23 protein-coding genes are annotated in these 23,996 nt (G+C 63.6%); 8 read left to right on the top strand and 15 right to left on the bottom strand.

Annotated elements, in window-relative coordinates; all coding sequences use genetic code 11:
- Window positions 1-5 precede the first annotated feature (5 nt).
- On the bottom strand, window positions 6-728 hold the full coding sequence (locus UP10_RS14815) for a DUF4865 family protein (RefSeq protein WP_197086812.1): 723 nt from the start codon (window positions 726-728) through the stop codon (window positions 6-8).
- Between UP10_RS14815 and UP10_RS14810 the strand changes: the two genes are divergently transcribed.
- Window positions 695-1,552, top strand: a complete 858-nt coding sequence (locus tag UP10_RS14810; protein WP_044588060.1) for a LysR family transcriptional regulator — start codon at window positions 695-697, stop codon at window positions 1,550-1,552. The two genes, UP10_RS14815 and UP10_RS14810, sit on opposite strands and share 34 nt — an antisense overlap.
- A gap of 16 nt (window positions 1,553-1,568) precedes the next feature.
- Here the strand turns inward: UP10_RS14810 and UP10_RS14805 are convergent, their stop codons facing one another.
- Together UP10_RS14805 and UP10_RS14800 are read right to left on the bottom strand one after the other, a co-directional pair.
- On the bottom strand, window positions 1,569-2,342 hold the full coding sequence (locus UP10_RS14805) for a MetQ/NlpA family ABC transporter substrate-binding protein (protein WP_044588265.1): 774 nt from the start codon (window positions 2,340-2,342) through the stop codon (window positions 1,569-1,571).
- 41 nt (window positions 2,343-2,383) lie between these two features.
- A complete protein-coding gene (locus UP10_RS14800; protein WP_044588059.1) occupies window positions 2,384-3,178 on the bottom strand; it encodes a MetQ/NlpA family ABC transporter substrate-binding protein in 795 nt (264 codons plus the stop codon).
- Between the two features lie 314 nt (window positions 3,179-3,492).
- Between UP10_RS14800 and UP10_RS14795 the strand changes: the two genes are divergently transcribed.
- Window positions 3,493-4,488 carry an aliphatic sulfonate ABC transporter substrate-binding protein gene (locus UP10_RS14795; RefSeq protein WP_156180041.1) on the top strand — a complete coding sequence of 332 codons (996 nt, stop codon included), beginning with the start codon at window positions 3,493-3,495 and terminating at the stop codon, window positions 4,486-4,488.
- 87 nt (window positions 4,489-4,575) lie between these two features.
- On the opposite strand, the gene UP10_RS14790 is transcribed toward UP10_RS14795, so the two are convergent.
- Both UP10_RS14790 and UP10_RS14785 read right to left on the bottom strand, forming a co-directional pair.
- The gene (locus tag UP10_RS14790) at window positions 4,576-5,547 is read right to left on the bottom strand and encodes a quinone oxidoreductase family protein (protein ID WP_044588057.1); all 972 of its coding nucleotides are present in this window, start codon (window positions 5,545-5,547) and stop codon (window positions 4,576-4,578) included.
- A gap of 105 nt (window positions 5,548-5,652) precedes the next feature.
- Entirely contained in the window at window positions 5,653-7,059 is a 1,407-nt protein-coding gene (locus UP10_RS14785; RefSeq protein ID WP_044588056.1) for an amidase, read from the bottom strand.
- 152 nt (window positions 7,060-7,211) lie between these two features.
- Here UP10_RS14785 and UP10_RS14780 point away from each other — a divergent pair, with 152 nt between their 5' ends.
- Window positions 7,212-7,841, top strand: coding sequence for a TetR/AcrR family transcriptional regulator (locus UP10_RS14780; protein ID WP_082077118.1), 630 nt, complete (start codon window positions 7,212-7,214; stop codon window positions 7,839-7,841).
- Window positions 7,842-7,929: 88 nt separating this feature from the next.
- Here the strand turns inward: UP10_RS14780 and UP10_RS14775 are convergent, their stop codons facing one another.
- Genes UP10_RS14775 through UP10_RS14760 form a run of 4 tightly spaced genes read right to left on the bottom strand, consistent with a single transcriptional unit; the run spans window position 7,930 to window position 11,699 of the window.
- Window positions 7,930-8,595 (bottom strand): methionine ABC transporter permease, encoded by a 666-nt coding sequence (locus UP10_RS14775; protein ID WP_044588055.1) that lies wholly within the window; start codon window positions 8,593-8,595, stop codon window positions 7,930-7,932.
- Window positions 8,585-9,700 carry a methionine ABC transporter ATP-binding protein gene (locus tag UP10_RS14770; protein ID WP_044588054.1) on the bottom strand — a complete coding sequence of 372 codons (1,116 nt, stop codon included), beginning with the start codon at window positions 9,698-9,700 and terminating at the stop codon, window positions 8,585-8,587. Before UP10_RS14770 ends, UP10_RS14775 begins: the two co-directional genes overlap by 11 nt.
- A gap of 53 nt (window positions 9,701-9,753) precedes the next feature.
- Entirely contained in the window at window positions 9,754-10,074 is a 321-nt protein-coding gene (locus UP10_RS14765; RefSeq protein ID WP_044588053.1) for a 4Fe-4S dicluster domain-containing protein, read from the bottom strand.
- Window positions 10,071-11,699, bottom strand: a complete 1,629-nt coding sequence (locus UP10_RS14760; protein WP_044588052.1) for an FAD-dependent oxidoreductase — start codon at window positions 11,697-11,699, stop codon at window positions 10,071-10,073. Before UP10_RS14760 ends, UP10_RS14765 begins: the two co-directional genes overlap by 4 nt.
- A 318-nt stretch (window positions 11,700-12,017) precedes the next feature.
- On the opposite strand from UP10_RS14760, the gene UP10_RS14755 reads away from it, so the two are divergent.
- Window positions 12,018-13,358: an LLM class flavin-dependent oxidoreductase gene (locus UP10_RS14755; protein WP_044588051.1), complete on the top strand. Its 1,341-nt coding sequence runs from the start codon at window positions 12,018-12,020 to the stop codon at window positions 13,356-13,358.
- On the opposite strand, the gene UP10_RS14750 is transcribed toward UP10_RS14755, so the two are convergent.
- On the bottom strand, window positions 13,350-14,456 hold the full coding sequence (locus tag UP10_RS14750) for an LLM class flavin-dependent oxidoreductase (RefSeq protein ID WP_044588050.1): 1,107 nt from the start codon (window positions 14,454-14,456) through the stop codon (window positions 13,350-13,352). The two genes, UP10_RS14755 and UP10_RS14750, sit on opposite strands and share 9 nt — an antisense overlap.
- A 219-nt stretch (window positions 14,457-14,675) precedes the next feature.
- Between UP10_RS14750 and UP10_RS14745 the strand changes: the two genes are divergently transcribed.
- From UP10_RS14745 to epsC, 3 genes are read left to right on the top strand one after another with little or no spacing between them, the layout of a single operon-like run.
- A complete protein-coding gene (locus UP10_RS14745; protein ID WP_044588049.1) occupies window positions 14,676-15,905 on the top strand; it encodes an acyl-CoA dehydrogenase family protein in 1,230 nt (409 codons plus the stop codon).
- 41 nt (window positions 15,906-15,946) lie between these two features.
- Window positions 15,947-16,519, top strand: a complete 573-nt coding sequence (locus UP10_RS14740) for a flavin reductase family protein (RefSeq protein WP_044588048.1) — start codon at window positions 15,947-15,949, stop codon at window positions 16,517-16,519.
- 14 nt (window positions 16,520-16,533) lie between these two features.
- Window positions 16,534-17,487 (top strand): serine O-acetyltransferase EpsC, encoded by a 954-nt coding sequence (epsC, locus tag UP10_RS14735; protein ID WP_082070345.1) that lies wholly within the window; start codon window positions 16,534-16,536, stop codon window positions 17,485-17,487.
- A 9-nt stretch (window positions 17,488-17,496) separates the two neighbouring features.
- On the opposite strand, the gene UP10_RS14730 is transcribed toward epsC, so the two are convergent.
- The 5 genes from UP10_RS14730 to UP10_RS14710 all read right to left on the bottom strand — a co-directional run bounded on the left by UP10_RS14730 (window position 17,497) and on the right by UP10_RS14710 (window position 22,765).
- The gene (locus UP10_RS14730) at window positions 17,497-18,366 is read right to left on the bottom strand and encodes an ABC transporter permease (protein WP_197086811.1); all 870 of its coding nucleotides are present in this window, start codon (window positions 18,364-18,366) and stop codon (window positions 17,497-17,499) included.
- Complete coding sequence (locus UP10_RS14725; RefSeq protein ID WP_044588047.1) at window positions 18,359-19,222, bottom strand: ABC transporter ATP-binding protein; 864 nt, start codon at window positions 19,220-19,222, stop codon at window positions 18,359-18,361. The genes UP10_RS14730 and UP10_RS14725 overlap by 8 nt, the downstream gene beginning before the upstream one ends.
- Window positions 19,219-20,274 (bottom strand): ABC transporter substrate-binding protein, encoded by a 1,056-nt coding sequence (locus UP10_RS14720; protein ID WP_050043686.1) that lies wholly within the window; start codon window positions 20,272-20,274, stop codon window positions 19,219-19,221. Before UP10_RS14720 ends, UP10_RS14725 begins: the two co-directional genes overlap by 4 nt.
- A gap of 27 nt (window positions 20,275-20,301) precedes the next feature.
- Window positions 20,302-21,231 (bottom strand): TauD/TfdA dioxygenase family protein, encoded by a 930-nt coding sequence (locus UP10_RS14715; protein ID WP_044588046.1) that lies wholly within the window; start codon window positions 21,229-21,231, stop codon window positions 20,302-20,304.
- 97 nt (window positions 21,232-21,328) lie between these two features.
- On the bottom strand, window positions 21,329-22,765 hold the full coding sequence (locus tag UP10_RS14710; RefSeq protein WP_044588045.1) for an FAD-dependent oxidoreductase: 1,437 nt from the start codon (window positions 22,763-22,765) through the stop codon (window positions 21,329-21,331).
- A 399-nt stretch (window positions 22,766-23,164) separates the two neighbouring features.
- Here UP10_RS14710 and UP10_RS14705 point away from each other — a divergent pair, with 399 nt between their 5' ends.
- Window positions 23,165-23,989, top strand: a complete 825-nt coding sequence (locus UP10_RS14705) for a class I SAM-dependent methyltransferase (protein ID WP_044588044.1) — start codon at window positions 23,165-23,167, stop codon at window positions 23,987-23,989.
- Window positions 23,990-23,996 lie beyond the last annotated feature (7 nt).

Below are 23,996 nucleotides of genomic sequence, written 5' to 3'. Positions count from 1 at the left end.
CGCGGTCACTGGTCTGCACGCGGCAGCGTGTCGAGCAGCGGCCTGGCCAGATGCAGAATTTCGTAGGCTTCGCCGCGCTGCTCGCCGTCAGGCTCGTGTTCGGACAACAGAAGCCGTGTCAGGGTCCAGTTCTTCGCGTCGATGGCGATGATGGCGGCGACCGCGCCGGCCTTTTCGGATTCCTTGTGATTGCGCTCGATCTCGGCGGCAAAGGTCGCCGTCAGGTCGGCATCCGGCGCGATCTTTCGTTCATCCTTGTAGGCAAAGCGGGCGACCTGTCCGCGGCCTCTGCGGGCATCCAGGGCAAAGCCGGTCTGAATCTCCGCGCGACCGAAGCCGTCGGTCACGACCTTGTACCGGCCACTGACAAGGAAGTCGCGGAACGCCTCGTCGTGCCGCCACAGATAGAGCGAGGAATAACTGCTGGCGATGGCGCCGTAACGGCCGCGCTCGCGCAGCAGGAAGGCCTTGAAGAAGAGATCGGGCACCGCATCCCAAATCACTCCGCGCCTCTTCGCGCGCTCGCGAATAAGCGCAATGTCGTAATCTGCAGGCAGACGGTGAGCGTAGTTTGCGGTGATCATCGGGCTATTCCCTTTGCGTAGAGTGACTACGCAGAAACTAAGCCGGTATTGATCATTCGAAAACCGCATGAAATAGTGTTTCAATGATTTCAATATGAGATGATTGAACCATGAAGGTGCTTGATCCGGAAGCCGTGCAGGCATTTGTTCTCACCGCCGACCTGAAGAGTTTCACCCGCGCAGCCGAGGCGATGGACAGCTCGCAGTCCGCGGTCAGTCTGAAGATCAAGCGGCTCGAGGACGCGCTGGGCCGCAGATTATTGGAGCGCACGCCGCGGCTGGTCCGGCTTTCGGTTGACGGCAACGCGTTCCTGCAGCCGGCGCGTGCCTTCATCGCCGCACATCACAGCGCGCTCGGCTGCTTCGGCGTTCCGCCGCGCCGGCTCATCGTCGGTGTCAGCCATCATATCGTCGGCTCCGAGCTGCCGCGTTTGCTGCGACGGATGCGCGACGCCGAGCCGGGACTTGTGCTGGAGATCCGCGTTGCAGCGTCACGCGATGTCCTCGATCAGTTCGATCGGGGCGTCATCGACGCGGCGATCGTTCTGCGCCAAGACAGCCGTCGGCGCAGCGGAGAGGTCATCATCCAGGAGGCCTTCGGCTGGATGGCGTCATCCGATTTCGAACATCACCGCGGCGAGCCGCTGCGTCTGGCGACCCAGGCCGATCCCTGCAGCGTCCGCAGCATGGCGATCGAAGCGCTGGATGGTGCCGGCATCACGTGGACCGAAGTGTTCGTCGGCGGGGGCGTTGCAACGATCGGAGCCGCCGTCTCGGCTGGCCTCGCCGTTGCTGCCCTGGGCCGCCGGGTTGCCCCGGCGGGAACGATCGATGTCGGCGGCCGGCTCGATCTCCCGGCACTGCCTTCGCGCGCCGTCGTGCTTCATCTGTCGCGCAGGGATCGCGAGGCCAGGCATTCGCTGAAGACGCTGGCCGCCGCGATCCGCGCTACTGCGCCCCGCCTGTGATCGTTTCTTTCGATGCTCACCAGGTCGGGATGTAAGTCCCCTTGAAGCGTCGGTCGAGGAACGCCTTGACCTCGTCGGAGTGATAGGCGTCGATCAGTTGCTTGACCCAGGGCTTGTCCTTGTCCTCCTCGCGTACGGCAAGGATGTTGACCCAGGGTCCATCGGCGGACTCGTGGGCGATGGCGTCAACGGCGGGATTGAGCCCGGCCTGCACCGCATAGTTGTTGTTGATCGAGACCAGGTCGACATCCTGCAGCGAGCGCGGCAGTTGTGCGGCATCGAGTTCGATGAAGCGGAGCTTCTTCGGATTGTCGGTGATATCGGCGATCGTCGAGGCGACGTTGCTGGGGTCCTTCAGCTTGATCAAGCCATGCAGCGCGAGGATCATCAGACCGCGTGCACCGTTCGACGGATCGTTGGCGATCGCCACCCGTGCCCCCTCAGGCAGGTCGGCGAGTGTCTTGTATTTCAACGAATAGACGCCTTGCGGCGAGGCAATCGTCGTGGCGACCTTGACGATCTTCCAACCGGACTTGGAGATCTGGTTCTTCAGGTAAGGCTCGTGCTGGAACGAATTGGCCTCGAGGTCCCTCAACGCGAGCGCCTGGTTCGGAACCACGTAATCGGTGAATTCCACGACCTTGATGTCGAGCCCGCGGCCGGCCGCCACTTTCTTCACGACGTCAAGAATCTCGGCGTGCGGCCCACCCGTGACCCCGACCCGGATCGTCTCGGCCCTGGTGCCGCCGGCCAGCAGCACGGCAAGGGCAATAGCAGTCAAGATACGCACAAATGTCTCCAACGTCTGTAGATGCTTGGTTCCGCCCGCAACTACCAGCTCGGCAGCACGGCGCCCTTGAACTTGGTCAGGACGAAGTCCTTGATCTCCGGACTGTGATAGCTGTCGACCAGGATCTTGACCCACGGCTTATCCTTGTCGGCGGTGCGAACCGCGATCAGATTGACGTAAGGTCCCTTCGGATCCTCGCGCAGGATCGGGTCCTTGACCGGATCCAACCCGGCCTGCGTCGCATAGTTCGTGTTGATGACCCCGGCGTCGACATCGTCGAGCGCGCGAGGCGCCTGCGCCGCGTCAACCTCGACGAACCTGAGCTTCTTGGGATTCTCCGTGATGTCCAGGACCGTCGGCTTGAAGCCGACGCCGTCTTTCAGCTTGATCGCGCCCTTGTCGCGCAGCAGCAGCAGCGCCCGTCCTCCGTTGGTGGGATCGTTCGGAATCGATATCTTGCCGCCGTCGGGAATGTCAGCCCAGGCCTTGTGCTTCTTGGAATAGACGCCAATCGGGAAGTTGACCGTCAGCCCCACCTGCTCGATCTTGTAGCCGCGGTCGGCCTTCTGGTTGTCCAGATAAGGCTGGTTCTGAAACGAGTTGGCCTGGATATCTCCGGCATCGAGCGCCGCATTGGGCACGACATAGTCGGAGAATTCGATCAGCTGAATTTCGAGCCCGTTCTTCGCCGCGATCGGCTTCACCGCCTCGAGAATCTGCGCGTGCGGCCCGGGCGTGACGCCGATCTTGATCGTTTCGGCGGCGGCTGCCGCCGACCATACGGCAAATGCGCTCGCAAGCGCCAAAGTGAAACGAAAGGACATCGTGGTCTCCATGGAGCAAATCAAAAAGCTGGGATGGTCATCTCCCGCCCCGCGGTTGAAATCAATGAAATGATAGTTCAAATTTTTCGCCTTCGCGGGCTGCCACGGCTATGCGCGCGCCAGAAATAGAATGACTTGAACGGCGGAATGGCCAGGACCTGACGGCACAGGCCTCGCCTTCGCGCCTGGAACGTCCTTCTCGCATCTGCCGCCGACGGAGAAGATTACTCCAATCCAGGAGGATTTTCCGCAATTGCCAGGGGCCGGCGATGGCCCGCAAATGACGGCAATTCAGTCATTCCAGGAAACCGCTGCACATGCTGCACATGTTGCTGATACCCCGCCTCTTCACGTCGCTTCAGATCAAGCCCATCACGCGCCGGCTCGCCCTCGGAGCGTTCGGACTGCTGACGATGGCCTCCTTGCTGCAACCCGCAGCCGCTGAGGAAATCCGGATCGGCTATCAGAAATCGTCCACGTTGACGGCGATCCTGAAGACCAATGGCGCGCTAGAAAAGGCACTGGCGCCGCTCGGGATCACCGTGTCCTGGCATGAATTCACCAGCGGCTTGCCGCTGCTCGAAGCGATCAACATCGGCAGCGTCGATTTTGGCGCCGACGTCGCGGACACGGTTCCGATCTTTGCGCAAGCCGCCGGCGCCAGGCTCGCGTATGTCGCAGAAGAAGCCGCCTCACCCTCTGCACAGGCGATTCTCGTGCCGAAGGATTCGCCGATCAAGTCGCTCGCCGACCTCAAAGGCAAGAAGATCGCAGTGACCAAGGGCGCCGGCAGCCACTTCCTGCTGCTGGCGGTGCTCGCAAAGGCCGGATTGACCTTCAAGGACATCACGCCGGCCTATCTGACACCGGCCGACGGTCGCGCGGCGTTCGTCAGCGGCAATGTCGATGCCTGGGTCGCCTGGGATCCGTTCCTCACCAGCGCGCGGAGCCAGTCCGGCGCGCGCATCCTGACCGACGGCAGCAACGGCCTTGCAAGCTACAAACGTTATTATCTTGCCTCGGCTGCGTTCGCCGTAAAACGTTCCGACGCGCTGAACGTGATCTTCGCCAAGCTTGTCGAGACCGGAGCGTGGGTGAAGGCCAACCCCAGGGAGGCTGCCGGCCTGCTCGCCGGTCTCTGGGGCATCGACGCCTCTACCGTGGAGGAGGCCAACAGCCATCGCTCCTACAAGGTCGGCGTGGTCACCACGGCGGGCCTTTCCGAACAACAGCGGATTGCCGATACGTTCACCGCCGAGGGCCTTCTGCCGAAGAAGGTGGATACCACCGACATCAAGATCTGGGCGCCGAAGGGATCCTAGCGTCTGTTGTACGGTCGGTGAGGCATCCTTTCGGATTCTCGCGACACGTTTGCCGGCGTGGAGCACGACATCGATTGCAAGGTTGATTTACGGCTTCAGCACGATCGCACCGGCCGATTTTCCGGATTCAAGTGCCTCATGCGCCTGGGCGACATCAGACAGGGCGTAGGTCTTCCAGATGGCGGGACGGATCACGCCGCGTTCGACCGCGTCGAACACGTCGAGGACGCGCTTTCGATATTCCTCGACATCGGTCGCGTGCGCGGGAAGGCCCGGACGCGTCAGGAACAGCGAACCTTTCGCGTTGAGCGTGCCGACTTCCACCGGCGGAGGGGATCCCGAGGATGCCCCGATGGAGACCAGCGTGCCGCGCTGATGCAGGCTATCGAGAGATGCCGCGAATGTCTTGCGTCCGATGCCGTCATAGATCACGTCGGCCTTGTGACCATTGGTTACCCGGCCAACGTCCGCCGGCAGGTTGTCGCTCCACACCAGGACATGGTCGCAGCCCGCAGCCTTGGCACGTGCGACGCTCGCTTCCTTCGACACCACGCCGACAACGGATGCGCCAAGGTGCTTTGCCCAAGGGACGAGCAGCTGTCCGAGCCCTCCTGCGGCTCCGTACAGCAACACGACGGTCCCCGGCCCGACCGCGAAGGTGCTCTTGATCAGGTATTGAGCGGTGATGCCCTTGAAAACCACGGCAGCCGCGTCCTCAAAACTGATGGCGTCCGGGAGCTTCACCAGACGATTTACAGGATACAGCCGTCCCGTCGCGTAGCTTCCCAGGGGACCAAGGGCATATGCGACCCGATCACCGACCACGACATTCTCGACGTCGGGGCCAACCGAATCGACGATCCCCGCCGCTTCCAGTCCAAGTCCGTTCGGAAGTGGAATCGGAACGGCCCCGTTGCGTTGCGTCACATCGAGATAGTTGACGCCGATCGCATGCTGTTCGATCCAGGCTTGGCCGGGACCGGGGGCCGACTGTTCAACCTGTTCCAGCTCGAGAACTTGAGGTCCTCCGGATTGCTTCAATCGAATTGCGTATGTCATGTCGTGCTCCAGATCATTGGATTGCTGGTGAGGCAAGCCGGCCGACCAGGCCGGCGTTAGCAACGCGCGCCTTGCCGATGCGGTCCAGCCGGCCTTCCGTAGTCGTCAGAGGTTTGGATGCAGGTTCTGCACGGTGCTCACGCTTTCGAGCAGAGATGCGAGATGCAGGATCATCGACTCCGCTTGCCACTTGCCGACGACCTGCACGTTGATCGGCAGCCCTTCCTTGCTCGTGCCGAAGCGCATCGACAGACCGGGCAAGCCGGTGACGTTGAGTGGCACGGTCGCGCCCTGCAGGTAGGTGGCGTCCACGGTCTGGCCGTCGATGGTGAACTTCTCGACGCCATGCTTGTGGGCCGGGATCGGCAGCACATGGGTAATCAGCGCGTCGTAGCGCGAGAAGTAGTCGGCATAGCCGTCGCGCAGCCGCTCGGCCGCCTGCTCGGCGTCGACATAGTCCTTCATCGACGTGTCGGGCAGCGAGAGCATGGTCTTGGCCATCTTGTACATTTCGTCCTCATGGCCGGCCGTCGCCTCGGCGAAGGCGGGCTTCATCTCCATCACATGGAGGCGGTTGAACACGTCGAGGGCGAAATCGCGCTCCAGCGCCGGGATGCTCACCTGCTCGACAAAGACGCCGATGTTCTTCAGCGCCTCGGCCGCGGCCTTGACGGTCGCCGCCACCTCGGGATCGACGGGCCCGAAGCCGGGTCCGACCATCCAGCCCACGCGGAGTTGGCGGTGGGGCTGGCGGCCGATGCCCGCATCGAATTGGACGGTGCTGGTGGCAAACGCGTCCCGGCCGTCAGGCCCGACCAGTTGCGAGAAGGCGAGCGCGAGGTCGCGAATCGAGCGCGCCATCGGCCCGACATGCCAGAAGCGGCGCGGCGCGCGCGGCCAGATGCCAGTCATGGGCACGCGGCCATGGGTCGCCTTCATTGAGGTGATACCGGTTTGCGCGGCCGGGCCGCGCACGGAGATCGCGAGATCGGTGCCGAGACCGATCGGCGACATGCCCGCCGCGATAGCCGCCGATTCACCGCCGCTCGAACCGCCCGGAGTGCGGGTCACGTCCCAAGGGTTGTTCGACCGGCCGGAGAGCAGGTTATCGCTCTCGATCCAGTAGGAGAATTCGGGAAGGTTGGTCTTCGCCAGCAGGATGCCGCCTGCCTTCTTCATTCGCGCGACGCTCGTCGCGTCGACGTCGGGAACGCGCCCCTTGAAGATCGGCGAGCCGCGTTGGGTCGCCACATCGGCAGTGTCGATCGAGTCTTTCACCGTGAAGGGGACACCATGCAGCGGGCCGAGTTCGTCGCCCGCCAATACCGCGGCCTCCGCCGCCTTTGCGGCTTTGAGCGCACCGTCCGCGAGCGTGACGATCGCGTTGATCCTCGGGTTCACCGCCGCGATGCGATCCAGGTGCGCCTGCACGACCTCGACCGGCGAAACCTCCCTGGTGCGGATCAGTTCGGCCAGCTTGGTTGCGTCGGAAAAAATGATCTCTTTGGTCACGGCTGCGTCTCCTACTTGTTGGTTATTGCGGCAGATTCTACCTGTCACTTGGTAGGGTGAACATGGGCCTTTATTTTCCCCAGTCAAGCCCCTATCTATCACTTGGTAGGTAATCCGGAGAAATAACTCCCGGCGGTGACGGAAGGCATGAGATGAGTTTAAGTTCCAAGGAGGCGATCCTGGCTGCCGCCAGACGGACGGCGCAGGCGCATGGCTACAGCGGCCTGAATTTCCGTGATCTCGCGGACCAAGTGGGCATCAAGGCCGCGAGCATCTACCATCATTTCCCGAGCAAGGCTGATCTCGGCGCAGCGGTCGCGAGGCGCTATTGGGAGGACACAGCGGCTGAGCTCGAGTCGATGTTGGCCGAAACCTCGGATCCCTTCCGCTGCCTGCAGCAGTATCCCGGTATTTTTCGCAAGTCGCTCGAGGCCGATAATCGTATGTGCCTCTGCAGCTTCATGGCTGCCGAGTACGATGACCTGCCGGAAGAAGTGAAGAAGGAGGTCCAGGCCTTTGCCGATGTCAACGTGGCGTGGCTGGGCAAGGTGCTGTCCGCAGCGGCCGTGGTCAATTCCGGGGAGAGCGAACAGTGGGCGCGCGCTATCTTCGCCGCCGTCGCCGGCGCGCAGCTCATGGCGAGGAGTCGCTCTGATATTTCGCTGTTTGACTCGTTGATCGAGAACTATCGCGCAGCGGGTCTCTTACCGGCGCAGACGGTGCAATCTTCCCCAGCCGACGTGCGGCGTAGAGGCCCAGCGCGCAAGCGATCCAAGGCTTGAGAGCGCTTCTGAGTCTGCTGGCTAAAGCCAAGCGAGATCACGCGACGTCACCGGAACCGCATCATGACGCGCCACAAGTGCGCCTGGTTCAACGGTGGCGCAGCCGGCGGTTGACCCGGCGCGCCAGATAGTCGCCGACGGTCTGGACCGTCTGCACCAGCGCAATCAGCACCACGACAACCGCGAGCATCATCTCGGGCATGAAACGCTGATAGCCGTAGCGGATGCCGAGATCGCCCAGACCGCCGCCGCCGACCGCGCCGACCATCGCGGAATAGCCGAGCAAACTGACGACCGCGAGCGTCAGGGCCAGCACCAGCCCGGGCAGCGCCTCCGGGATCAGGACCTTGAACACGATCTGCAGCGGGCTGGCCCCGAATGAGGACGCCGTCTCGATCAATCCGCCGTCGACCTCCCGAATGGCTGCTTCGACCAGACGCGCGATGAACGGCGTCGCCGCGATGGTGAGCGGCACGATCGCAGCGCCCGAACCAATCGACGTCCCTGCGATCAGCCGCGTGAACGGGATGATGGCGACGACCAGGATGATGAATGGAGTGGAGCGGGTCGCATTGACGACCATGCCAAGAACGCCGTTGACGGCCGGCGCTGCGAACAGTTCGCCCTTCCGGCTGGTCGCCAGGAAAACTCCGATCGGAAGCCCGAACGCGGTCGCCACCAGCGCGGCCACCGACACCATGAACAGGCTCTCGCCGGTCGCCTGAATGATCAGGTTGATGAGTTCACGCGACATAGCCGAGGCGCTCCACCGGGAAATTGTGCTGGGACAGATAGGATACGGCCCGCGCCGCCGCGGCTTCACCGCCAGGAATGGCCAAGGTCAGCGAGCCGACCTGCTGGCCGCCGATCTCGTCGATACGGGCCGACAGCAGCGCGACATCGATCGAGAGTTCGCGCGCCAGCCGCGCGACGATTGTGTTGCCGGCATCGACGCCCTGCACTTGCACGCGAATAACGGCCTTACCGCCGGAGATCGGCTGCGCCACGAGGCGGCTGGCCAACGACACCGGCACGCTGTCCCCGACCACCTCCGAGAGGAAGGCCTGCGTCACCGGATGCTTGGGATGCGTGAAAATGTCGGCGACGTTCCCGCGCTCGACGAGGTGACCGTCGTCGATCACAACGACGTCCCTGGCAAGCTGACGAACAACCGACATTTCGTGGGTGATCAGCACGATCGTGACGCCGAGCTCACGATTGATGTTGGCCAGAAGATCCAGGATCGCACGCGTGGTTTGCGGATCGAGCGCCGAAGTGGCTTCATCTGACAGCAGCACGTTCGGCCGCGTGGCGAGCGCGCGGGCAATGCCGATGCGCTGCTTCTGGCCGCCGGACAGCTCGGACGGATAGCGGTCGTATTTGTCTGATATGCCGACGAGGTCAAGCAACTCCGCGACGCGGACGGCGATATCGGCCTTCGACCAACCGGCAATCTCGAGCGGCAACGCGATATTGGCCGCGGCGGTGCGCGACGACAACAGATTGAAGTGCTGGAAGATCATGCCGATCGAGCGCTGCGCCAGACGCAGCTCGCGGCCCGCAAGCACGGAGATTTCACGGTTATCGACGACGACGCGGCCGGCCGATGGCTTCTCCAAACCGTTGATCAGCCGCACCAGGCTCGACTTGCCGGCACCGGAGCGACCGATCACGCCGGTGATCGAGCCGCGCGGAATCGCGAAATCGACGTCCCGCAGCGCCTGGACGCTCGGCTTGTCGCGATAGGCGGGATAGACCTTCGAGACTGCCTCAAAGCGCACCATGGCGTCGCTCGCAGTCGGCGCAGGCGCGACAGATTCGACAGCTCGCACGGTCGCGAGGGGTTGATGCACGTTCATTCAATCATCCGATTGCAAGGTGGCCTTGGTCGCCCCGGATCGTAGCCCGGAACTCAGTGACCAAAGAGCAGATAGCTGCGGTCGACGCCGCGGCGATCGCGGGTGTCATCGGTCCAGCCGACAGCCCGGCGGTAGCTGCCCATCGTGTCCGTTCGCTTGAGCGCGACGACATCGACCGGCTGCGTCTCATCCGCGAACGGCGAGACATAAAGCGCATCCTCGGGGCAATAAAGTTCACAGAGAAAGCAGGTCTGGCAATCGCCCTGACGGGCAATTACCGGAATTCCATCCGTCTTCTCAAACACGTTGGTCGGGCAGACGTTCACGCAGATATCGCAGGACGTGCAGCGCCCGGCATCAATGACTTCGATCATTCCGCAGCCTCCGCATAGGCCGCGTCGGCATGCGGCCGGACCGAGGTCCAGACCTCATCGAGGCCTCCAGTGGTCACGTAATGACGCTGCCGGTCGTCCTGATCCGGGAAATCGTCGCGGCGGTGCATACCACGGCTTTCCGGCCGCGCCAGCGCGCTACGGTACATCCACCGCGCCGTTGCCAGCATCGCCGCGGCTTCACGGGCGCGCAAAACATTGGCCTCGCTGGCTGCATCCGCCTCCGAAACGTCGAGCCATGCCGCGTCAAGGCGCGCCATTGCCCCCTGCAACCGTGATGCTTCCCGGAAATAGTTCAGTTCGTACGGGTACACCTCGTCCTGGGCCGCCCTTGCCAGCACCGCAGGCTCGAAGGCGCGCCGCGACCGGCTACGAAACGCAATGGTTCCCGCAGACGATAGTTTCCGCCCGATGGCCGTGCCGAGTTGCCCGGCATAGTCGGCGGCGCCCTGCCCCGCCCATGTCCCTGACGACATCGCCCAGGCGGCATTGTGACTGCCGCCGCCGGTGAAGCCGCCGCAGATCAGTTCGCGCGTGGCCGCGTCGCCGGCTGCGTAAAGTCCAGGCACGCTGGTGGCGCAGCTGTCGTCGACGATACGAAGGCCGCCGGTGCCACGGACGGTGCCCTCGAGCCGCAACGTGACCGGAAAGCGGTCCCTGAAGGGATCGATGCCGGTGCGATCGAATGGCAGGAAGAAGTTCGGCTGCGACACGCGCATCTGGTGCTGGACGTCGTCATCAGCCTTGTCGAGGCGCGCGTAAACCGGTCCCTGCAGCAGCGCGCGGGCAATCGCCGAGCGCCCGCCCTTGGACGCCGCACCTGAAACGACGCCGCCGTCTTCATAGCTGAAGGTCGCCCAGCCGTAGAACAGCGTCTTGGTCACCGAGCCGAACGCCGGCGAGATCGCGTAGGGGTTGGAAAACTCCATGCTGCTGAATTCGGCACCAACCTCCGCGGCCATCAGATAGCCGTCGCCGGTCAGAACGTTGGAGCCAAGCGTCTTGCTCAGGAACGCGCAGCCGCCGGTCGCGATCACCACCGCTTTGGCGCGCACCGTCCAGCGATCGTGCTTCTGCCGGCGCACGCCGCTGGCGCCCGCAACAGCGCCGCCGTCGTCCACAAGCAGTTCGAGCGCCGGACTGTGATCGAGAATGGTGACGCCGGCCTGTTTGGTGCGCTTGCGCATCAGCCGCATATATTCCGGCCCCTGGAGCGAATTGCGCTGCGACCTGCCGCGGTCGTCCAACGGATAGGGGTATCCCCAATCGGCCAGACGATTGCTCTGCTGATAGGTGCCATCGAGCACCCGCGCCATCCAGCGGCGATCCTGCAGATAGCCTCCCAACTTCTCGCGATTGGCCATCGCGGCTTCGCGCGAGGCCGGATCCGGATCGATGTACCAGACACCGGTGCCCGCCGCCGCGGTCGCCCCCGAGGTGCCGCAAAATCCCTTGTCGGCGAGCACCACACGCGCTCCCCGCTCCGCTGCGCTCACCGCCGCCCAGGTCCCCGCCGGTCCGCCGCCGAGCACCAGCACGTCGGCGTCGAACTCAACGGATCCGGCCGGCGCCGACACGCGCTCGGCGCGATGGGTTGGGATCTTCATGGGCCACGTCTCCAGGCGGAATCGATCGCGATCATGCCGCGCGTCACCTCGACATCGTTACGCGTGCGAGTTCGTCTGGCAATTTCAGATATTTGCGACGGCTTGGACGAGTCTTTCACCGTTGTCGCCGCAGGAAGAAGATTTGTGTTGCGCGATGCCGGCTGTTCCAACGCCGTACCGCGGCGCGACACGAGATTGCGTGCAAGCGTGCCAGCGGAGACAGATATTTCTTTTTGCCCGCGACCGGCCGCCTTGTGTTTTCTTGCGCGCGTCAGAGCGATACTTGCTGGGTGATCTCATCGCAGCACAAGGCGTGTCATGCCCCCTCGTCAACTTCACCTCAACGTCAATCTGCTGCATTCCGGTGTCTACGCCTCGGCATGGCGGTTGCCTGAGAGCGACCCTCGCGCCTGCTTCGACGTCGGTCACTATGTCCGGGTTGCGCAGATCGCCGAGCGCGGCAAGCTCGACGCGATCTTCCTCGCCGACACGCCGGCGATTACCGACCGCATCGACTATCGGTCGTTCATGTCGATGGAGCCGACCATCGTGCTGGCGACGGTTGCTGCCGCCACCACCCATATCGGGCTGATCGCGACAGCATCGACCACCTACAACGAGCCCTACAACATCGCGCGCCGTTTCGCGACGCTGGATCTGGCGAGCGGTGGCCGCGCCGGCTGGAATGCGGTCACCACGGCCGATGCCTCAGCCAGCCGCAATTTCGGTCTCCCCAGCGTGCTCGAGCACAAGGCGCGCTACGAGCGCGCCAAGGAGTTTGCCGAAGTCGTGCACGCGCTCTGGGACAGCTGGGAGGACGATGCCTTTGTCGGCGGCAAGGCGACCGCGCGGTTCGTCGACACATCGAAGGTCCATGCTATCGGCTATCGTGGCGCGCATTACACCGTGGCGGGCCCGCTCAACGTGCCGCGCTCGCCGCAAGGGCGCCCCGTCACCGTTCAGGCCGGCGGCTCCAGCGACGGCCGGGATCTCGCGGCCGCCCAGGCCGAAGCGGTGTTCACGCTCGCGCAAACCATCGACGAAGGTGTCGCGTATGCGCGCGATTTGCGTACCCGCGCCGTCGCCTATGGCCGCGCCAGTGAGTCCATCGTCATTCTGCCGGGCCTCGCCACCGTCATCGGAAGCACCGAAGCCGAGGCCAAGCGGCGCCAGGACGAACTCTGGGAACTGGTTCCGATCGAGTACAGCCTCGCGCGCCTTGCCGGTACCTTGCAGGTCGATCCCGCAATCCTTGAGCTCGACAAGCCCCTGCCCGATCCGCTGCCGCTGCCGGCCAACGCCAACCACACCATGTTCCAGGGAACCGTGAACATCGCGCGTCGCGGCAATCTCACCGTCCGGCAGTTGCTGCGCGCCCTCGGCGGCGGGGTTGGCCACCGGATCATCGTCGGCACGCCCGAGCAGATCGCTGATGACATCGAGGCCTGGTTCAAGGCCGGCGCCGCTGATGGCTTCAACCTGATGCCTGATGTGCTGCCCTCCGGGCTCGTGGTGTTCGTCGACACCGTGGTGCCGATCCTGCAGAAGCGCGGGCTGTTTCGGCATGACTATGCCGGCAGCACGCTGCGCAGTCATCTCGGGCTGCCGCATCCGCCGAGCCGGTTTGCCTCCAGCGTGCCGGACTTCGTTTCAGCGTGACGGTCGGCCTGAGCCGACCAAAGCCGGCGATCTGTCGACCGCCGGCGGCGGCTCAGTTCGCCGAACGCGCGGGATGATCTCCTTCGCAAAACGCTCCATCTCCGCCTCAAACGGCTGGAACTGCAGCATGAACAATTCGATCCCGGCGGCATGGAACGCCACGATACGGTCTGCCACCTCATCATAGCTGCCCACCAGGCCTGCGGCGGTTCCGCCGTTGCTGCCGACGCGCGCCGACTTCTGCATCGTCTGCATCATCACGACCTTCGGATCGGTGTTCTGTTTCTGGATCGCCTTGATCGGCGCGTCCTTCTTCGAGAGATCCAGCAACCGCTGATAGGCGGCCTGAGCCTCCGCCTGCGTCTCGCGCGCGATGACGAAGGCGGACAGGCCGAAGCGGAGCGGCTGCACCGCCCGAGGCCGGGCCGCGACATCGGCAATCAGGCCGGCGACATCCTCCAGCGGTTGCCCATTGATGAACCAGACGTCGCCGTGATCGGCAACCAGGTCGCGCGCCGGCTCGGATTCGCCGCCGACATAGATCAACGGCCGCGGCCGATAGAGGCTGGTGGGGCGCAGCACATAGTCCCTGATATCAAAATGCTCGCCCTTGTAGGTTAGCCGCTCGCCCTGCATCAGGCGCGACACCACCGTGATCCATTCGCGGCCGTAGCCGTAGCGGGCATCATGCTCGGCGAATCCGATCCCGGCCTTGTCCAGCTCCGGACGGTTCCAGGCGTTGACCAGATTGATGGCAAAGCGTCCACGGCTGATGTTCTCGATTCCCAGCGCGAGCTTTGCCAGCACGACGGGATGATAGAGGTAGGGCTTGATGGCTGCGATGATCTCGATCTTGCTGGTCACCGCGGCAATTGCCGACGCCGCGCTCCAGGCTTCGAGTTGATCCAGATCCTCCTGATGCGGATTGATCGTGTGTTGCGCGATCAGCGTGGAATCATATCCCAGCGCCTCGGCCGCAAGCACGAGATCGCGATTGCGCTCCCACGACGCGTCATAGGGCTCCTCGGGATCCTGATAGGCGGCCCGTGAACCGTGCACCAGCGCCCAGATGCCAAAGCGAAGCGGTCGTGTCGTCATGTGCTGTCTCTTCGGTTTCTCTGGGTCGGGTCAGCGTCTTTTCGGCAATACGAGACCAGAGATCAAGCAATCGCACATCAAAAGAGATTCCTTGCCGTCTCGCGCGCGTCGATAAACCAGAAAACTCCGGAACCTGCGACAATTGGAAAACCGCTCTATTCTTGTTGATCGGAAATCGTGGGACGATCTCGCCAATCAACGTCATCCCGGAACGCATCAATGAACAAGCCCCTCACCGCCACCTCGCTCGAGTCGTCCGACCGCTTGAACAGTCAATCGCCCGACATTGATGCACTTCTCAGCCGCATCGCGGAGGGTTCCAGCGACCGCGAGCGCGAACGCGTCCTGCCATTCGCCGAGATCGATCTCATCCGCAAGGCGCGCCTCGGCGCGCTGCGGCTTCCGACTGACGCCGGCGGTGCCGGCGTATCGATCCGCGCTCTGTTCGAGATCGTCATTCGCCTCGGCGAAGCCGACGCCAATGTCGCGCACATCCTGCGCAATCATTTCAGCGTGGTGGAGCGCCTTGTGCGCCAGCCAAAGGACGACCAGCACAGGCAATGGCAAAAGGCGGTTGCCGATGGCGCGATCATCGGGCTTGCGGCAACCGAGCTCGATACGCCCAAGGTCGGCAACGTCACGCCGAACACGACGCTGACGGCCGACGGTGACGACTACCTGTTGAACGGCACGAAGTATTACAGCACGGGAACGCTCTATTCCGACTATGTCCTCGTCCGCACCGCCGACACGTCAGGCACCAACGCAGCCGTTCTCATCCCCGTCAAGCGTGAAGGCATCGAATTGGTCGACGACTGGGATGGCCTCGGGCAACGGCTGACCGCGACCGGCACCTCCTATTTCCGCAACGTGCGGGTCAAACGTCAGGAAGTCGTGTTCGATGCGCCTGACGCCGGCTACGGCATCCCCTATTCGAACACGTTTGCACAATTGTTCCTGACCGCGATCAACGCCGGCATCGCGCGCGCCATCCTGAATGACGCCACCGCCCTGGTGCGGTCCCGCAAGCGCACGTTCTACTACGCGCCGAGCGAGGTCCCGACCGATGACCCCCTGCTGCAACAGACCGTCGGCCAGATCGCAAGTGGCGCGTTTGCCGCCGAGACGGTCGTGCTAGCGGCCGCGGAAGCGCTCGACGCGGCAACCGACGCATTCGATGCCGGCGATGCCAGCGCCGTCGATGCGGCCCACAGGGCGGCGCTGCTGTCCGCCAAGGCCAAGATCGTCGCGGATGAATTCGCGATCCGCAGCGGCAGCCTGCTGTTCGACGTCGGCGGCGCGTCCGCCACCAAGAAGGCAACCAATTTCGACCGTCACTGGCGCAACGCGCGGACGCTGGCCTCGCACAATCCGAACACCTTCAAGGCCCGCTCGATCGGAAAATACGAGATCAGCGGCACGCCATTGCCGGCCAAGGGCTTCTTCTAAACGAAGTGCGATCCGGCGAAGCAAAGAGAGGAAGAAGCCCGATGAGCAAGCCGGATATCCACCTCGTCGATGCGGATCATGAGATCGAGCGTCAGTTTCGCCTCGTCATGCGCCGCCTGGCCGGCGGCGTCTGCATCATTACCGCAGGGCAAGGCGAGGACATTACGGGCATGACCGTGACCTCGCTGACCTCCCTCAGCGCGGCACCGCCACGGTTAATGGTCAGCATCAACCGACAGGCCTCTTGCTTCGCCCTGATCGCCCGTCATCGGCAGTTTGCCGTCAACATCCTCGGTTCCGACCAAGAGGCGCTTGCGGAGCGGTTCAGCAATGGCCGGCTGAAAGGCAAAGAGCGCTTCGAGGGCGCAGCCTGGACCTACGGTGCATCCGGCGTGCCGTTGCTCTCGCAGTCGCTCGCGTTGGTCGAATGCCAGGTGGAGGAGATCATCGAGCGGCATTCGCACGGCATCATCGTGGCACGCCTCTCCAGCATGGAGTTGTCGCATCGGGTGTCCGGGCTGACCTATTGGAACGGCCAGTATGTCCAGATCGATCACGAGGCCGATCTCGATCTCTTGGCCGAGGTCAGCATTCCCCTGGCGCATGTCCGATAGGACAAGGAGAGACCATGAAGCGCGAAATCCCTCCGCAATCACCTCCGTCATCGGCCGGCGCGACTGACAGCCCGCCTGGCCGCTGGCAACTCGACCGGATCGTGGGCGAACTGCGTGCGTCCCGGGAGCAGACCCATAGCATCCGGCGTGACGGCGAGGCCCGCCGTGCACCCTCGCGCGATGCGCTGGAGGCGATCCTCAACGGCCTGACCGAGGCGCTGTTCCCGCGTCATTACGGCCAGTCCGATCTCGATGGCGAGAATATCGACTATTTCGTCGGCAACACGCTGAGCATCGTGCTGGATTCGCTCAGCGCACAGATTCATCGCGGCGCGCTGTTTGTCGGCGACGAACTCGAACCGGGCTTCGAGCGCGAAGAGGCGGTCGAACTGACGCGTGCCTTTGCGTCCCAGCTGCCGTCGGTCCGCGGGCTCCTGATCAACGACCTGCGCGCGGCCTTCGTCGGCGATCCGGCGGCACGGAATTTTCCGGAGATCCTGATCGGATATCCCGGGATGACCGCTGTTATCCACCATCGGCTCGCGCATCTGCTGTACCGTCTCGGCGCGCGGCTGGTGGCCCGCCTGATGTCCGAGATCGCCCATGCCCGGACCGGTATCGATATCCATCCCGGCGCCAGCATCGGCTCCGGCTTCTTCGTCGACCACGGCACCGGCGTCGTGATCGGCGAGACCGCCATCATCGGCGACAATGTCCGTATCTACCAAGCGGTCACGCTCGGCGCACGACACTTCCCGACCGACGACGAGGGCAAGGCGATCAAGGGCGACGCGCGCCATCCGATCGTGCAAGACGACGTCGTGATCTACGCCGGCGCGACCATCCTCGGCCGGATCACGATCGGCCGCGGATCGACCATCGGCGGCAACGTCTGGCTGACCAAGGACGTGGCGCCGAACAGCGTGGTGACGCAGGCCACCGCGCGGAACACGCCGAGCGGCAGCTGACTGCCGATATCATGCTGACACCGGTGCCTTCCACCGCATGAAGCGGCGCTCCAGCGCCTCCAGGACAGCGTTGAACGCCAGGCCAATGGCGGTGATCCCGAGAATGCCGAAATACATCTGCGGGATCAGGAAACTGTACTGGCTGTTGATGATGAGATATCCGAGGCCGGCCTTGGCGCCGACCATCTCGGACGCGACCAGCACCAGCATGGCCGATGCACTGGCGAGACGAATGCCGACGAAGATGGTGGGTAGCGCAGCCGGAAGGATCACCTTTCGGAACAATTGCTGCGGGCTCGCGCCCATGGTGCGCGCCGACTTGATCAGGAGCGGATCGACCTGCTTCACTGCGGCAATGGTATTGAGCAGGAGCGGCCAGGCACAGCTATAGACCACCATTGTGATCTTCGATACTTCGCCAATCCCAAGCAGCAGGATGAAGACCGGCAATAGCGCGAGGGGAGCAGTGTTGCGGCAGATCTCGATGATCTGGTTCAAGAGATCGCCAAGCCGGGCGTACCAGCCCACCGCGAGGCCCAACGGGACGATCAGGACGACCGAGATCAGAAAGCCGCTCAAGGCACGCAGCAGGCTGGCGGCAACGTCATCGTAGAGCTCGCCGGTTTGCGCGAGTTGCCAGCCGGCCGCGATCACCTCCGAGAAGGGTGGAAAGAACACCGGATCGATCAGTCCGAGCCGTGGGACCGCCTCCCATGCCGACAGCAGCACCAGAAGCAACAGGGATCGCCGGGCGAACCGCGCAAGCCAGCGGATCGCCGGCAGGACCGGGCTCGCTTTCAACGTCAGTTGCGCGCCGGCCGGGACCTCGGGCCGCCCATGCGCGAGTTCCAGAAGCGTCAGCATCTCGAGGCTAGACATGAGCAAGATCCTCTACCGATCGGTCGGAGCCCCGGGTGACGGCGCCGCTCAATTGCCCCTGCTGCTCCTTCAGCACCTCCTCGTGGAGCAGGCTCCAGACCTCGTGCCGCACGCGGCCGAACTCAGGCAGCGACCGCACGTCCTCGGCCTCGCTGCGCAACACCACGGGAATGTCGACGATCTGCTTGATCCGGCCCGGACGCGACGTCATCACGGCCACCCGCTGTCCGAGCACGACGGCCTCATCGATGCCATGGGTGATGAAGACGATGGTCTTGCCGGTGGCGCGCCAGATCCGCAGCAGCTCTCCCTGCAGTGTCTCGCGCGTCTGCGCATCGAGCGCCGCAAAAGGCTCGTCCATCAAAAGTACTTCAGGGTCGTAGGCAAGGCTGCGGGCGATCGCGACCCGCTGCTTCATGCCGCCGGACAACTCGTGCGGATAGCGGTCGGCAAACCCCGACAAGCCGACCAGGTCGAGGAAATGACGCGCGATGTCGCGCCGCTGCCTGGCCTTGAGACCCGCAATATCCAGCCCAAACTCGACGTTCTGCGCCGCGGTGCGCCAGGGAAACAGCGCATATTGCTGGAAGACGATTCCGCGGTCGCGGCCGGGTCCAGCGATCGGCCGGCCGTCAAGGAGGATGCGGCCGCTGGTCGGGATGGTCAGTCCGCCCAGCAGATCGAGCAAGGTGGTTTTCCCACACCCGCTTGGCCCGACCAGGGTCAGGAATTCACCAGCGCGCACATCAAGCGTGATGTCCTCCAGCGCCGTGAAGCACCCCGCTGGACGGCCGCGCTCGCCGCGCGTGACGAACTCCTTGCTGACCTGCTCAAAGCGAATCTTGACCGACGTCATCGGGCTTCCGCCGTTCTTCCGGGACGGAAATAGTTGAACTCGTTGGTGTAGGTATCAGCGGCCTTGATCTGATCCGGCTTGAACAGGCCGTCCTTCACCAGCCAGTCGATCCACACCTGGATTTCGGCGTCCGAAATCACGCCGCCCTTCGACGCAACGCCAGTGCTCTTCCAGTACTTGATCGAGGAGGCATCCTCGTTGCGCTTGCGCTCGGCGACGATCTTCTCGAACCGGGCCCGCACCTCTTCCGGTGGCGTTGTCTGCGCCCACTGGATTGCCCGCGAAATCCCCTCCACCAGCTTGCGCGACGTATTGGGATTGTCGTTGATGAACTTGTCCCGCAGCACATAGGCGCCGCCGGTGAACTGTCCGAACAGATCAGTATCGTTGAAGAGGGAGCGGATGCCGCCTCGCTCCAACGCCTTGTCGCGCAACACGCCGCTCAGCACGCTGACCTCGACCTGACCTTGCCGCAGCGCCTGCTCGGCGCTGACTGGCGGGATCGCTACAAGCGTCACCTGTTTGGCCTCGCCGGCGCTGAGGCCGTTGCGGGCCAGATATTCGCGGAGCACGAATTCCAGATGCGCTCCCAGCGTATTGACCGCGACCTTTGTACCGATCAGGTCGCGCGCCGTCTTGATCGGACTGTCGTCCTTCACGAAGTAGCCCTGATAGGTGTTGGCGTCGGAACCGTAATAGCCGACCACCGCCTTGATCGGCGCCTTGGCTGCGATCAATTTGAGAATCGCGCCATAAAAGGCGCCACCGACGTCGATGTCACCAGTAACCACGGTCTGAATATCCTGCGGCCCGCTGATGGTGTTACCGACCCATTTGAGCTTGAGCGGTGCGAGATAGCCGAGGTCCTCGGCAAGTTCGGTGAACGTCACCTGGCCGGCCCACCCCTGGTAGCGGATCTCGGTCTTCTCGAGCGGCGGCTCGGCGAACGCCGGAGCCGTGACGCCCAGCGCCACGGCGCCGGCCAACAGAAGCCGTGCGGCCCTGCGCGCGGCGCGGCGCCGCGCGCGGAGGATGCGAATGATCGCGTTCATTTTGTGAATTCCCTGGGTCGGCTTGAATCAAGCGGCTTTCGCAGCCTGGGGCTTGGATGTCTTGACGCGCGTCACGCTGTGGCGACCGTCGATCGAGACCGGTACGTCACCATCGATGGTGGCCCGTCGGACCACGCGGTGCTGGTCGCCATAGTCGTTGACCGCATAATGCTGCGTGGCGCGATTATCCCAGATCGCGACATCGCCGGTGTTCCAGTTCCAGCGCACCGTGTTTTCCGGCGCCGTGATGTGCGACTGGAACAGGTCGAACAGTTTCTGGCCGTCATACTTCGGCAGACCGACGAAACGCTGGACGAAATTGCCAAGCACGAGTGTGCGTTCGCCGGTTTCTGGATGGACGCGCACCACCGGGTGCTCGGTCTCGTAGATCGTTCCGGTGAACACCTCGTCGAAATGCTTGCGATCGGCTTCGGTGGCCCGCGCCTTCACCGCGTAGTCATAGGCATTGCTGTGAACCGCCCACAGCTCGTCGGCAAGCCGCTGCAGGGGTGCCGGAAGGTTGAGATAGGCGGCCGCCGTATTCGACCAGATGGTATCGCCGCCATAGGGCGGGATCTCCACGCCGCGGAGCACCGAGATCTTCGGATAGGCGTCGACGAATGTGACATCCGTGTGCCACTGATCGGCGCGTCCTCCGCCCCGGCCCGAGTCCAGCTCCAGGATCGATGACGTCCCCTTGATCGCGCCGACCGTCGGATGCGGCACCAGTTTGCCGAGCTTGACAGCGAAACGCTCCTGCTCAGCATCGTCGAGATGCCCCTGCTCACGGAAGAAGATCACCTTGTGCTCGAGCAGCACCTGGTTGATGGCGCGGACGACCTCGTCGGAAAGGTCGCCCGATAGCCTGACGTTCTTGATCTCGGCGCCCAGCCGCGCCGCGCGCTTGACGATGTCTGCGCGCGGAATGACGTTATCAATGGCTATCGAACTCATAATCGTGTCCTCACGGCTGCGATCCCTTTTAAAAACCTCCGCCAGGCGCCGGTCGCCAAAGCGACGGCGGAGATAAGCGAGTCCTTCCGGGGCTCAGCTCCTACTCGGCCGCAACATGCTGCGGCGGCCGCCAGACGGCTGGCGCATAGAGCTCAGGGGCAAAATCCTCTGCGATCGTCCCGTTGATGCGCGCCTCATGCGCCGTGAGGTCGGCCAGGAACAGATCGCGGCTGATCCGCGCCACGATCGCCGGGATGTCACGCTTGAAGCTCGGGACATCCCCAACCGGCAGACCGAAGCTGACGAAGGCGGCCGGGTTGAAGACGTGGATATCCTTCAGATGCGGCGCACGACCGGGTATCTTCTCCAGATACTCATGCCCGGCCCCCAGATAAGGATAGGCCGACAACGTCTCGTCCCGCGCGTGATCAGGCGGCGTCAAGCGATCGCGCCAGAGCAGGATCTCGTCCGCGACGTCGCGCAATTCGGTCTGCGCACCGAGGTCGACGGAATAACCCGTCCCTGCGATCGCAAAATCGAATGCGAACTCGCCTTGCGGCGTCTCCGCGACCGGCCGCACGCCCTTCAATCGCGTTGAAATCAAGGGAGCGCCCAGGTGCAGATGAAAATTGGGGAAAGCCACCGCGCGCGAGATCGCATCCGGAGGCGGCGTTGAACCTGTCTGCCGGAAGCGGATCGCCTGCTGCCACCGCACCGCATCCGGCAGCGCGCCGTAATTGTCGTAAGCCCCTGGATAGCCGCGAATACGGATCACCGGGAGCGCCGCCAAACTCTCGCGCCGCGCAAACAGGCGGACGTCGCGGGCACCGGCTTCCAGTGCGACGGCCGCGGCGTCGAAAGCCGAAGCGGCACCGCCGATCACTGCAACCGACACTCCGCGCAGCGCCTTGAAGTCGATTTTTTCCGACGTATGCGCGTAAAACCGCTTCGGCAAACTCTGCAGCGCCTGCGGGACGTAGGCGCATCCGCTCCCCGCGAAACCGGTCGCGAGCACCAGCTTTCGCGTGGTCTCGACGGTCGCAGAACCGTCCCGCTCGAGATGCAGCCGAAGATGGTCTGCGGCGGGCTCAACACCAATGAGCCGCGTGCCGTAACGCACGGTCACGCCGGTTACCTTGCGGTACCATTCGAGATAGGCCGCCCAGTCGAGCCGCTGGATGCGATCGATCGCGTCAAACGCCGCGACCCCATAACGCGCTTCGTACCACGCCTGGAAGCCGAGACCGGGGAGGCCCAGTTCGGGGCCCGGCAACGTCTTTGGCGTGCGAAGCTTGTGCATCCGCGCGCTGGTCAACCACACACCGGCCCTCGTCCCGTCGGCCGCGGCATCGATCACCGATACCTTGCCGATCCCCGCCCGCCGAAGCGCAAAGGCGAAGGCCGACCCGGACTGTCCGCCGCCGACCACCACGACGTTGTGGTCGACACCGTCACGATCCGGCACCCAGTTCTGCGGGTCCGGCCCGATCAGGCGAAGGGCTTCGCGGGCAACGCTGTCAGGATCGGATTGCGGCATGATGGGCGACCTCGCTTTGAGGCTGTAAATCGTAAAAGCGATCGCTGCCCAGTCAATGAAACGAAACCAGCTTTGTTTTCGGCGGCGAGCAACGTTCGCGTCGTCGACGACGCAGCCACTGAAAGATTTGCGGCGGACGTCCCTTTCTCCAACTTTTACACCGCTTCGTAGCAAACAAATCAAGCCAACCGACACAGAGAACCGCTTGTCACGCCGCCTGGCGTCGCTGATGCCAACGCACTTATCTCCGATCGACGATCAGCTCACACGGTTCATGCTGGTTTCCCGCACAACAACGCAAATTCATTTCATCGACATGCTTGCGATCACCGACGTAGAATCCGGTGCAATGTACGCGCACGCTGTCGCGCAGCCGCTAAACAATGGACACTTTTGGAAATGCCGCAACCTGGTGGCGTCATCAGCCTTGACCATGACACTCCGGAACTCGCCCGCTCCTACGACGAAGCGGGACTGGTCCAGTTCCGTCATGGCAAATTCCTGATCGGGCCACTGGCCATCAAGTCAGGCGAGCATGTGCTCGATATCGGAACGGGCACCGGCCGGCTCGCCGAATTCGTGGCCGGGCTGGTCGGCCCAAACGGCCATGTGATCGGCATCGATCCCCTTGCCGGCCGCGTCGAGATCGCCCGCCTTCGGCAGGCGGACAATCTGCAATTCGACGTTGGCCGCGCCGAGGATCTCGCACGATTCCACGACGGCCAGTTCGATGCGGTCTATCTCAACAGCGTGTTCCATTGGATCGCGGACAAGGATCGCGCCTTGCGTGAGATACGTCGCGTGCTCAAGCCGGCAGGCCGCCTTGGACTGAATGTGCAGGACCCATCCCGGCCACACCAGTCGCGCCTGTTTCTGCGCCAGGCCATTGCCGACACCGGGATTGCCGATCATCGGCCTGACTCCAACCCCGTGCTCGGGTCCACCGACGAGGAGCTTAAGTCGCTTTTTGCGGCAAACGGTTTCGTCGACTACCGCAGCGAGTTGCGGGCGCTGGTCGACGTCCATGAGGACGCCGATTCGTTGCTGCGGTGGTCGGAAGCCAGCGCTTTCGGCAACTTTCTGGAGGCGTTCTCGCCAACCGAACGCGAACAGGTGCGCCGCGCGTTCGTTCGCCTCGTCGAAGCGAAGCGGACGCCCGAGGGGCTGACGCTCGAGCGCTACTTGCGCTTCGCCTTCGCCCGCAAGGCACCGACCGACAACTGACAAGACC

This window comes from Bradyrhizobium sp. LTSPM299, assembly GCF_000938235.1.
In the GTDB taxonomy this organism is placed as follows: domain Bacteria; phylum Pseudomonadota; class Alphaproteobacteria; order Rhizobiales; family Xanthobacteraceae; genus Bradyrhizobium.
The sequence above is the reverse complement of the archived record's forward strand: the minus strand, read 5'-3'. Positions and strand labels throughout refer to the sequence as shown.

Coding starts and splice junctions, on each gene's coding strand:
- UP10_RS14800 (WP_044588059.1), bottom strand. CDS start 3,178: ATGGAGACCACGATGTCCTTTCGTTTCACTTTGGCGCTTGCGAGCGCA.
- UP10_RS14725 (WP_044588047.1), bottom strand. CDS start 19,222: ATGACGTCGGTCAAGATTCGCTTTGAGCAGGTCAGCAAGGAGTTCGTC.
- UP10_RS14755 (WP_044588051.1), top strand. CDS start 12,018: ATGCCCCCTCGTCAACTTCACCTCAACGTCAATCTGCTGCATTCCGGT.
- UP10_RS14795 (WP_156180041.1), top strand. CDS start 3,493: ATGTTGCTGATACCCCGCCTCTTCACGTCGCTTCAGATCAAGCCCATC.
- UP10_RS14720 (WP_050043686.1), bottom strand. CDS start 20,274: ATGAACGCGATCATTCGCATCCTCCGCGCGCGGCGCCGCGCCGCGCGC.
- epsC (WP_082070345.1), top strand. CDS start 16,534: ATGAAGCGCGAAATCCCTCCGCAATCACCTCCGTCATCGGCCGGCGCG.
- UP10_RS14730 (WP_197086811.1), bottom strand. CDS start 18,366: ATGTCTAGCCTCGAGATGCTGACGCTTCTGGAACTCGCGCATGGGCGG.
- UP10_RS14770 (WP_044588054.1), bottom strand. CDS start 9,700: ATGAACGTGCATCAACCCCTCGCGACCGTGCGAGCTGTCGAATCTGTC.
- UP10_RS14790 (WP_044588057.1), bottom strand. CDS start 5,547: ATGACATACGCAATTCGATTGAAGCAATCCGGAGGACCTCAAGTTCTC.
- UP10_RS14810 (WP_044588060.1), top strand. CDS start 695: ATGAAGGTGCTTGATCCGGAAGCCGTGCAGGCATTTGTTCTCACCGCC.
- UP10_RS14745 (WP_044588049.1), top strand. CDS start 14,676: ATGAACAAGCCCCTCACCGCCACCTCGCTCGAGTCGTCCGACCGCTTG.
- UP10_RS14760 (WP_044588052.1), bottom strand. CDS start 11,699: ATGAAGATCCCAACCCATCGCGCCGAGCGCGTGTCGGCGCCGGCCGGA.
- UP10_RS14750 (WP_044588050.1), bottom strand. CDS start 14,456: ATGACGACACGACCGCTTCGCTTTGGCATCTGGGCGCTGGTGCACGGT.
- UP10_RS14775 (WP_044588055.1), bottom strand. CDS start 8,595: ATGTCGCGTGAACTCATCAACCTGATCATTCAGGCGACCGGCGAGAGC.
- UP10_RS14710 (WP_044588045.1), bottom strand. CDS start 22,765: ATGCCGCAATCCGATCCTGACAGCGTTGCCCGCGAAGCCCTTCGCCTG.
- UP10_RS14780 (WP_082077118.1), top strand. CDS start 7,212: ATGAGTTTAAGTTCCAAGGAGGCGATCCTGGCTGCCGCCAGACGGACG.
- UP10_RS14705 (WP_044588044.1), top strand. CDS start 23,165: ATGCCGCAACCTGGTGGCGTCATCAGCCTTGACCATGACACTCCGGAA.
- UP10_RS14815 (WP_197086812.1), bottom strand. CDS start 728: ATGCCTGCACGGCTTCCGGATCAAGCACCTTCATGGTTCAATCATCTC.
- UP10_RS14765 (WP_044588053.1), bottom strand. CDS start 10,074: ATGATCGAAGTCATTGATGCCGGGCGCTGCACGTCCTGCGATATCTGC.
- UP10_RS14740 (WP_044588048.1), top strand. CDS start 15,947: ATGAGCAAGCCGGATATCCACCTCGTCGATGCGGATCATGAGATCGAG.